Origin of the sequence: Xanthomonas sp. SHU 199 (assembly GCF_000364665.1) — a bacterium.
In the GTDB taxonomy this organism is placed as follows: Bacteria; Pseudomonadota; Gammaproteobacteria; order Xanthomonadales; family Xanthomonadaceae; genus Xanthomonas_A; species Xanthomonas_A sontii.
In genome coordinates this window covers 1-6311 of record NZ_AQOI01000239.1, presented here as the reverse complement: position 1 = coordinate 6311, position 6311 = coordinate 1, and the positions used below count along the sequence as shown (strand labels likewise).

Annotated in this window: 5 protein-coding genes; all 5 read right to left on the bottom strand. The window is 70.8% G+C overall.

Going from position 1 to position 6311, the window contains the following annotated elements; genetic code table 11:
• Positions 1-2476, bottom strand: a 2476-nt coding sequence (locus D183_RS24360; protein WP_232757249.1) for a CHASE domain-containing protein, incomplete at its 3' end; no start/stop codon positions are given.
• A gap of 296 nt (positions 2477-2772) precedes the next feature.
• The gene (locus D183_RS0109655) at positions 2773-4074 is read right to left on the bottom strand and encodes a DUF445 domain-containing protein (protein ID WP_441365556.1); all 1302 of its coding nucleotides are present in this window, start codon (positions 4072-4074) and stop codon (positions 2773-2775) included.
• A 91-nt stretch (positions 4075-4165) separates the two neighbouring features.
• Complete coding sequence (locus tag D183_RS0109650) at positions 4166-5005, bottom strand: hypothetical protein (protein WP_017908812.1); 840 nt, start codon at positions 5003-5005, stop codon at positions 4166-4168.
• A gap of 162 nt (positions 5006-5167) precedes the next feature.
• Positions 5168-5482, bottom strand: a complete 315-nt coding sequence (locus D183_RS0109645) for an EthD family reductase (RefSeq protein WP_017908811.1) — start codon at positions 5480-5482, stop codon at positions 5168-5170.
• A gap of 250 nt (positions 5483-5732) precedes the next feature.
• Positions 5733-6311: aldehyde dehydrogenase family protein (locus D183_RS0109640; RefSeq protein ID WP_017908810.1), on the bottom strand; the 579-nt coding region annotated here is incomplete at its 5' end.

Sequence of the window (6311 nt, the reverse complement as noted above, 5' to 3'; positions counted from 1 at the left end):
CCAGGCCGCTGCCGCCGTAGCGGCGGCTGGTGGAGGTGTCGGCCTGCAGGAACGGCGAGAAGATCAGGCTCTGCTTCTCGCGCGCGATGCCGATGCCGGTGTCGCGCACCGAGAACAGCAGCTTGAGCCTGCCGGGTTCGGCGCCGGGGAAGGCGCGCACCGACAGCACCACCTCGCCCTGTTCGGTGAACTTGATGGCATTGCCCACCAGGTTGATCAGCACCTGGTTCAGGCGCAGCGCGTCGCCTTGCAGCCAGCGGCAGCCCGGCGGCAGCGGCTCGACGATCATCTCCACCGGCTTGGCGCTGGTCGCCGAGGTCATCAGCGCGGCGATGTTCTCCAGCAGTTCGTTGAGGTCGAACGGCGCCGATTCCAGGTCGATGCGCCCGGACTCGATCTTGGAGAAGTCGAGGATGTCGTTGATGATCTCCAGCAGGTTGCGTGCCGACAGCTCGATCTTCTGGATCATGTCCTGCGCCGCCTGCGACAGGGCGCTGTGCCGCAGCAGGTACAGCATGCCCAGGATCGCGTTCATCGGCGTGCGGATCTCGTGGCTCATGTTGGCCAGGAAATCGCTCTTGGACTGGTTGGCGCTTTCGGCCGCGTCGATCGCCAGGCGCAGCTCGCGCTCGCGGCGCTTCTGCTCGGTCAGATCGACCGCGATGCCGAGGTAGCCGATCACCCGGTCGTCGTCGTCGCGCAGCGTGCTCAGGGTGAGCAGCACCGGGAAGGCGTGGCCATCCTTGCTCAGGTAGGTCCACTCGCGGGTGTCGCTGCGTCCCAGCGTGGACAGCGCGGCCACCGACTCGAACGAGGGCTGCACCGGCATGCCGGATTGCGCGGCCATGCGCTCGGCGCGTGCGCTCAGCTGTTCTGGGTCCAGGAACAGGCCGGTGGCCTTGCGCCCGATCAACTCGTGCGCGGCGTAGCCGAGCAGCAGTTCGGCGGCCGGATTGAACAGGGTGATGACGCCGTCCGGGTCGGTGGCGACGATCGCATAGCCGGCATTGGCCAGGATCGCGCGCTGCAGCGCCGAATAGGTCACCAGTTCGCTGGTGCGCTCGGCCACCTGCTGCTCCAGCGTGGCGTTGAGCTCCAGCACCCGCGCCTGCGCGCGCACCTGTTCGGTGACGTCGTGCAGCAGGTGCGAATGGCCGATGGTGCCGCCGCGGGTGCCGGCGATCGGCGAGACGCTGGCCAGGACGCTGACGGTGTGACCATCGCGGTGGCGCAGTTCGCGGACGCCGTCGCCGCTGTCGATGGGATCGCGGACGTGCGCGCCCAGCAACCGCTGCAGCGGCTGGCCGATGGCCTGCTCCGGGGTGTAGCCGAAGATGCGCGTGGCCGCGGGATTCCAGTGGGTCACGCGGCCGCTCAGGTCTTCGGCGACGATCGCCTCGCTGGTGCCGGCGACCAGGGCGGCCAGCTGGCTCTGTTCGCTGAGGATCAGGTCGCGGCGGCGCAGGCTGGTCAGGAACACATACAGCAGGGTGGCCAGCAACAGCGCGATGCCGGCGGCCAGGGCGCCGGCGAACAGCGGCGAGGTCTGGTCGAGCGCGCGCATGAAGCCGGGCGTGGCGTGTGCGCCGATGCGCCACTGGCGTCCATAGACCGCCAGGGTGCGTTCGGCGGTGGGGCCTCCGGCCAGGATCGGTGTGGCGTTGTCGCGATAGAACGGCTGCGCCGGGGTCTGGCTGTCGGCCAGGCTCAGATGCAGTTCGCTGCGGTGGTCGTCGGAGGAGGCCAGTACCTCGGCGATGCTCAGTGGCGCGTACGCCCAACCGGTGGTGGCCTGCCAGCGCTGTTCCGGGGTCTGCAGCGGCAGGCCTTCGCGATACACCGGCAACAACAGCAGAAAGCCGCTCTTGCCCAGCCCCGGCCGCTGCACCAGGCGGATCGGCGCGGTGATGGTGGGCTTGCCCGAGTGCGCGGCGGCGATCGCCGCGTCGCGTCGCGCCGGTTCGGAGGCGATGTCGAAGCCCTGTGCCGGCGTGTTGGACTGCGTCGGCTGGATGTAGACGATGACGAAGCGATCGCCCTCGTGCGGCGCCAGCTCACTGATCTGCAGCGACGGTGCGCCGTCGGCGCGGGCCTGCTGCAGGAACGTAGCCTCGTCGGCGCGCGGCACCCGCTGGATGTAGCCGAAGCCGCGCACCCCCGGGAACTCGCGCAGGTAGTCGCGCGAGGCGCTGTAGCGGGCGAAGCGCTCGCGCGAGATGCGGTCACCACCGGCCGCGATCACCGCGCCGCGCGCGCCGCGCAGGCCGTGCTCGTACATGTCCAGGCGTTGTCGCAGATCGTTGGCGACGTGCGAGGCCAGTTGCTGGAAGCGCGCCTGCGCCTGCGCGCGGTTGCGCTGCTGCACGCCATGCGCGATCAGCAGCGCGGCGAGCAGCCCGACGGCCAGCACGGCCAGGGCGGCGAGCCGCGCAAGCCGCGCAGGGCCGGCGATGGGTGTCCGGCGTTTCTTCGACATGCTCCCCCTTCCTCTGGCGAACGCGCGTTCGGCACGCGCATCGGCTTCCCCCGACCGGTTGCGGGATGGCGTTCACAGCGGCGACGCAGGCCCCGCAGGTCGTCCCCCAACGCTAGCGCGGGCGTGGCTGTCGCGCCAGCCCTTCGGTGCAAAGAGTCGAGGCGTGTCTACACCTTGCTGCGTGGGTGGCACCGGGCGCCGCGGGTCGGCGGTCCGTCGTGGGGTGCGTGCGTCGCATCGTGCGTCGGCAGCGGGCCGGCCGCTCCAGCGGCGCAGTGCATCCTTGCCATGCACGCTCAGCCAAGCAGCGTGACGGCAGCGTGCAGCGCCAGCCCGATCAATCCGCCGACCAGGGTGCCGTTGAAACGGATGTACTGCAGGTCGCGGCCCACGCTCAGTTCCAGTTGCTCGACCAGGTGGCGTTCGTCCCAGCCCTTCACGGTCTGCGCGATGTGCTCGGTGACGCCGCTGCGCAGGCGCTGGGTCAGCCGCTCGGCGCCGCCGAGCAGGTGCTGGTTGAGCGCCTCGCGCAGGGCCGGATCCTGCGCCAGCGACTGGCCGAGCGCGCCGAGGGCGCGCTGCAGGTGCTGCACCAGCGCGCCGTCCTGGCGCGACAGGTCCTCGCGCAGCGCGCTGTGGATCTGATCCCACAGGCCCTGCACGTACGCCTGTACGCCGGGGTGGTCGATCAGCCGCTGCTTCAGCGCCTGCACTTTCTCGGCGGTGGCGGGATCGGCGCGCAGCCGCTGCACGTAGCCGCCGAGCCAGCGCTCGTAGTCCTGGCGCAGCGGATGCTGCGGTTGCGACAGCACCTCCTGCAGTTCCTCCAGCAGCGCGTGCGCCAAGCGCTCGGCGAGGGTGTCGGCGATGCCTTCCACCGGCTTCACCCATTCCACGGTGCCGACCAGCTTGGGCCACTCGCGGCGCGCGTACTTGACGATCATCGCCGACACCCGCTGCTTGACCGCGGCATCGTCCAGGTGCCGGCCGAGCCGGGTCAGCGCTTCGTCGAGCAGTGCGTGGTGGCGGCCGTTGGCGGTGAGCAGGCCGAGCAGTTCGCCGGCGGTGGCGGCGGCGTCCCAGTCGCGCAGCCGCGCCACCACGAAACCATGGATGCGGCGCCGCACCGCGGCTTCGTCCAGCAGGTCCAGCGCCTGCAACGCCCAGCCGCGGGCCAGATCGGCCAGCCGTGCGGACTGCGCCGGTTCGGCCAGCCACTGGCCCAGCCGCGCCGCGGGATCGAACGCGCTGAGCTTGGCCAGCAGCGCGCCCGGTTCCAGGAACTGATCGCGCACGAACACCGCCAGGCTGTCGGCGATGCGCGCCTTGCCGTGCGGGATGATCGCGGTGTGCGGAATCGGCAGGCCCAGCGGATGCCGGAACAGCGCCACCACCGCGAACCAGTCGGCCAGTGCACCGACCGTGGCCGCTTCGCAGAACGCGCCGACCCAGGCCCACACGCCGTGCAGGCCCATGGCATGGCTGAGCAGGAAGCCGCACAGCATCGCCAGCAGCAACAGCGCCGCCAGCAGCTTCATGCGCCGCAGCTGCGCGCGGCGCGGATCGGGGGGCAGGGCAGGGGCGGAAGACACGCTCATGCGGCCGAGTCTACGCAGTGCGCGGTGAGCGCGGTTGCATGCGCGGCGGCGAGGTCATCCGGCCGCGGCACGGATGGCCGGTGCGCGTGGATCAGCCCGGCAACTGCGCGCGCAGCGCCGCCACTTCCTTGCGCAGCGCCTGGTTCTCGGCTTCGAGCGCAGCCACGCGCTGACGCAGCGCGGCCGTCGTGTCGCCCTCGGCATCCGCCGCCGGGGCCGCGTCCTCGGGGGCGTCCGCAGGCGCCGGCTTGGGCTTGCGCTTGGACTCGCGGGCGCGCTTGGCGGCCTGCTTCAGTTCGTCCTTGCCGGCCATCGCCGCGGCGCGCTGTTCCTCCTCGGGCAGGCTGGCCACTGCCGCGGCGGCATTGATCGAGATCGCACCGGACTTGACCGCTTCCACCACCTCGGCCGCGGCCTGCTTCTGGATCTTCTCGATCTGCACCACCTGGCTGTTGCTGAGCCGCGCCACGCGCGCCAGTTCGGCGCGGCTGAGCGGTGCCGGTGCGTCGGCCCAGGGTGGCGTGTCGGTGTCGTTGGCGGTCTCGCCAGCCGCGTCCGGGTCAGTGGCGTCGGCCGCGGGAGCCTCCGCGGCGGCCGCGCTGGCGCGCCGCTCGGCGAGGATCTCGCGCTTGCGCAGCGCCAGCACGCCGCGCTGGAAGTCGGAGACGCTGCGCCGGCCCAGGTGCTGGTCGATCATCCACAGGTGCACGTCCTGCAGCGACTGGAAGCGGGTGTTCTGCACGGTCTGGAACGGCAACCCATGTTTCTGGCAGATGCCGTAGCGGTTGTGCCCGTCGACCAGGATGTCGCCCCACAGCACCAGCGCGTCGCGGCAGCCCTCGGCCAGCAGGCTGCGTTCCAGGGCAGCGTATTCGTCGGCGGTCAGCGGATCGATATAGGCCTTGAGGTCTTCTTTGACAACGATGTTCATCAACGGGCGGTGCGGCGTGGCGACGGGGGCGGCATTGTAGAGGCCGGGAATCGGGAGTGGGGAATCGGGAATGGCAACAGCGTGTGTCGCGGCCGCATGGCCTGAGTCGTTCGCGCATGCGGCGCTTTCCGATTCCCTACTCCCGATTCCCCATTCCCGGCTTCACCCCACCACCACCTCACTGATCTGCATCACCGGCGTCAGGTCGGTGTAGTTCTTGATGTCGCCGAGGATCTCCTCCGCGTGCGGGCCGAAGCCGGCCTGGAAGGCCTCCACCGACTCGCTGAAGATGTGGCACATGCCGACGTAGGTCGGGTCGCTGCCCGGGGTGCCGCCGGACAGGCCCTTGTCCACGGTGTAGCGCAGGCAGGCGGCGCCCATGCGCGCCTGCAGCAGCGGCATGTGCGTATCGCGGTAGTAGGCATGGTCGAAACGGGCGCCTGGCGTGTACGGGTACATCACGCTGACCTTGATCATGGAGCGGCTCCTGTGGCGGCGGTGGATCCCGGCCGGACGCCGGGGTGGCGCAAGGCTACACCCGGCTGCGGCCGGTGCGTGTTGCGCTGCGGTGGGCACAGGGCCGGGAATGGGGAATGGGGATTGGGGAATCGCAACAGCAAGAGCAACAGCAACAGCAAGTGATGCGGTTGCCGGGTTGTCCGATGCGGGCGCCGCGGCGCTTTTACGATTCCCTATTCCCTATTCCCTATTCCCGATTCCCAGCCCTCTACTGCATCGTCGGCATCGCGAACTCGGCGCCGGCCGCGGCCTCGGGCCAGCGCGCGGTGACGGTCTTGAGCCGGGTGTAGAAGCGCACTCCGTCCGGGCCGTGCACATGCAGCGGACCGAACAGCGAGCGCTTCCAGCCGCCGAAGCTGTGGAACGCCATCGGCACCGGGATCGGCACGTTGATGCCGACCATGCCGGCCTGCACCTGCCGCGCGAACGCACGCGCGGCGCCGCCGTCGCGGGTGAACACCGCCGCGCCGTTGCCGTAGTCGTGGTCGGCGATCAGGCGCAGCGCGGCGGCGGCGTCGGCCACCCGCACCACGCACAGCACCGGGCCGAAGATCTCTTCGCGGTAGATGCGCATGTCGCTGCGCACGTGGTCGAACAGGCTGCCGCCGAGGAAGAAGCCCCCCGGATGGTCGGGCGCACCCGCCGGGCGGCCGTCGACCACCAGTCGTGCGCCCTCGGCCACGCCGCTGTGGATGTAGCCGAGCACGCGCTCGCGGTGCGCGGCGCTGACCAGCGGGCCCATGTCCGGCTCGTCGCGGCCGGCGTCGGCCTGGCCCGCGCCCAGGCG

Coding starts and splice junctions, on each gene's coding strand:
- D183_RS0109655 (WP_441365556.1), bottom strand. CDS start 4,074: ATGAGCGTGTCTTCCGCCCCTGCCCTGCCCCCCGATCCGCGCCGCGCG.
- D183_RS0109650 (WP_017908812.1), bottom strand. CDS start 5,005: ATGAACATCGTTGTCAAAGAAGACCTCAAGGCCTATATCGATCCGCTG.
- D183_RS0109645 (WP_017908811.1), bottom strand. CDS start 5,482: ATGATCAAGGTCAGCGTGATGTACCCGTACACGCCAGGCGCCCGTTTC.